At 65.2% G+C, this 2,875-nt stretch carries 2 protein-coding genes and 1 pseudogene; 1 reads left to right on the top strand and 2 read right to left on the bottom strand.

Features of this window, described 5'->3' with window-relative positions:
- Positions 1-588: transposase family protein (locus ACZ4D5_RS43410; RefSeq protein ID WP_467778068.1), on the top strand; the 588-nt coding region annotated here is incomplete at its 5' end.
- Between the two features lie 432 nt (positions 589-1,020).
- Here the strand turns inward: ACZ4D5_RS43410 and ACZ4D5_RS43405 are convergent.
- Together ACZ4D5_RS43405 and ACZ4D5_RS43400 are read right to left on the bottom strand one after the other, a co-directional pair.
- Entirely contained in the window at positions 1,021-2,418 is a 1,398-nt protein-coding gene (locus ACZ4D5_RS43405; protein WP_467778067.1) for a LamG domain-containing protein, read from the bottom strand.
- A 217-nt stretch (positions 2,419-2,635) separates the two neighbouring features.
- A pseudogene (locus ACZ4D5_RS43400) lies at positions 2,636-2,875 on the bottom strand (hypothetical protein); the annotation flags it as partial.

Genomic DNA, 2,875 nt, shown 5'->3' with positions numbered 1-2,875 from the left:
GTCCGCGAAGTCGTGCATCTGCTGGCCGCCCGCGCCCCGCGCCTGGACCGGGCGTTGAAGAAGATCGCCCGAAAGGGCGGCGGCATCGTCCTGCTGGACGGCTCCCTCATCCGCACCCGGCGGCGCACCGGAAGCGAGAACCGGAAGAACTACTCGGGCAAGAGCAAGTGCCATGGCCTGCTCGTCATCGCCCTCACCGACGAGAACGGCCGACTGCTCTGGGTCTCCGCGGCACGGCCCGGACGCACGTCGGAGATCACCGCCTGCCGCCACGACAAACTCACCACCCGCCTGCGGGCAGCCGAACTCGGCGCCATCGCCGACCTCGGGTTTACCGGCCTCGACGACAGCGATCCGGACACCGACCCGGCGGTGATCACAGGCTACAAGGCCACCCGGAACCACCCCCTGGCACGTGGTCAGAAGCTGTCCAACACCGCGCTCGCCGCAGTACGGGCGCCCGTCGAGCACGGCTTCGCCCACCTGAAGAACTGGAGGGTGCTCGGCAAGGTCCGCACCGCCCCGAAGTGGGCGACTGCCCTGGTCAGGGCCCTGCTGGTCCTGACGAACCGCGAGGTCTTCCGCTGACCGACGATCTTCACCGAAGTCATCCGTCCATGACCAGGGCGAGTACCCGAAACCCCACGCACACCAGAGCCAACACCAGCAACTTCACGATGCACACCGCTCACTGGGCCATGGCCCCACCTGCTCATACCGGTTCGGGTCGCTGGGCACCGCTCACCACTGCCTCGGGCCTCGCATGACCAACCGGTAGCGGGAGCCATTCCAGAGCGGGTCTCGGGGTAGCGCCAGCCACTTGCACCTCGCGGTACCGCTTCTCGCGCGGCCTTCCCGGTCATGGGGTCGGTGTAGCTCAAGTGGATCTCATCGGCCTTCACACGCCAGTCCCTTCGGTCCCTCGATGCTGAGCATGATGCCGGGCGGCACCGACACCGCCCGGCTACGAGATCAGCCTCGATCCACCGCGTGATCTCTGATTACGCGGTGGATCGAGGCTCAGCGCCAGACGTGCACGTAGTCGGCGGAATAGCCGATCTCACCTTTGTCCTTGGGCTGGGGCTGTCGGCCGTAGCAGTTGCCGCTTACGGACAGGTTCAGGATCAGGTACGCCTTCCAGCCCTCGGGCACGCCTTCCTTGTCGGAGAAGACCTTGATGTCGTTGACGTACCAGTCGACCGAATCCCTGCCGTAGTACGTACCGATCTTCACCCACTTGCCCGGGGCGATGTCCCGAGTGTCGGTGTAGTGAGCCGTCGGGTTGGGCTTCCGTACGCGGTTGGTGAGCTCCAGCAGGTGCGGGTTGCCCATGCCCGGGTCCGGGCCGGGGTGGTACTCGAAGGAGTCGACCTCACCTTTGTCGCCTTCCCATTTCCCGGGATCCTCGGGGAGCTTTTCCGGATTGCGGGCACCCCACGTCCACAGAGCTGGCCAGGCGCCTGTCGGCCAGGAATCTTTCTGGGTGGGCAGCTCGACGTGGGTCTCCACATAGTCGCCAGGCTGGACCGTGAAGCCGCCTCTGAACTTGGGATCCCGGGAATCCTGGGTCGTCAGCAGCCCGGTATTCCAGCTCTTAGTTACGTTCTCCTTGTTGTCCGGGTTTCCCTTGTCCAGCTTCTTTTCCGGGTTCTTTTCCGGGTTCTTGTCCTTGCCGCAGCTCTCGGGCAGAGGGTCACCCGTATTCGGGTCCTTCACCGGCGGCAGAGATGGGCCGTCCGGTTTGGCGGTGAACCTCGCCTGCCCGTTCGCTACCGTCACCCGGCCAGGAGTGATCCGGTCCAGCTTGTTGTCCTTCGGGTTGATGGTGCCGAACTTGTCGTTCGGCCCCAGCAGCTTGTCGTTCCATTCGTAGGCACCGCTCTTGGTGTTGTTCCACCTTTTCTGGCTGGCCTCCGGGTCTCTGAAATCCTCGTCAAAGACGTGCTCGCGGCCAGTCGTGAAGTCCGGCTTGGGGGTTACGGTCACGGGGACCTCTTTGGTGAGGCTGTGCCACTCTGCTTTCCCGTACTTGTCGCGGGTCAGGTAGTAGCCGTAGTACGTCGCTCCCGGCGGAAGCGTTTTGGGCTCGGTGGTGAAGACCTTGTGGGCGCCGGAGCAGATTTCTGTCTTCTCGTTGATTGAGGGGGAGTAGTCCGACCCCTGTCCGCCAGGGCGCACCGCCACCCCCACCTGCCACACATCGAGGCAGTTCTGCCCCCCGTCCTTCTTCCTGGGGACGTACACGCTCAGGGTCGCCCGGATGCCGGGGGAGCGGTCGTCCTTGTGGGCGGTGAGACTGTCCGATTTCAAAGTCGCAGGCGGGTCCTGCGCTCCGGCGCTGGCCGGTGCTGCGGGCGCTACGGCGAGCGCGAGGAAGAAGGCCAGGAAAAGCGTGGCCGGACGATGGGGGACGGACACCGAGATTCACCGCCTGTCAGGGGACGACTGTTTGCCCTCCCACAGTGGACAGACCGTCGCACCTCCACCACTTAGCGGGCCCATTCGGTGAAAGTGCCTGATGAACATCGACGGCACCCCGGCACACGCCGACAGCCACCCCGCCACCACCTGCAAGCTGCTGGTACCGCAACAAACCGAGCATCGCAACGTAGATCGAAGGTTGAGACACCGGCACTCACACGGCTGGCACCGTATGCAGCCGACGCCCGACATCCCTGAGCGTCGCACCCGGCTTCCCGTCCTCCAACGCTGCGAGGACCTGGCCCGCGTAGTCCGCCGCCGCGTGCGTATAGATCCACGTGGCCTTGCCACCCCGCTCGTGCCCGAGGATCTCCTGAGTGATGGCTTCCGGAACGCCGAGCGCGTGCAGCCTGGACGCGTAGGCGTCACGGGTGTCGGAGAAGACGGGCCACCA

Source organism: Streptomyces sp. NPDC025651, assembly GCF_055558735.1.
Note: the sequence above shows the minus strand (reverse complement) of the source record. Positions and strands in the feature narration are given on the sequence as shown.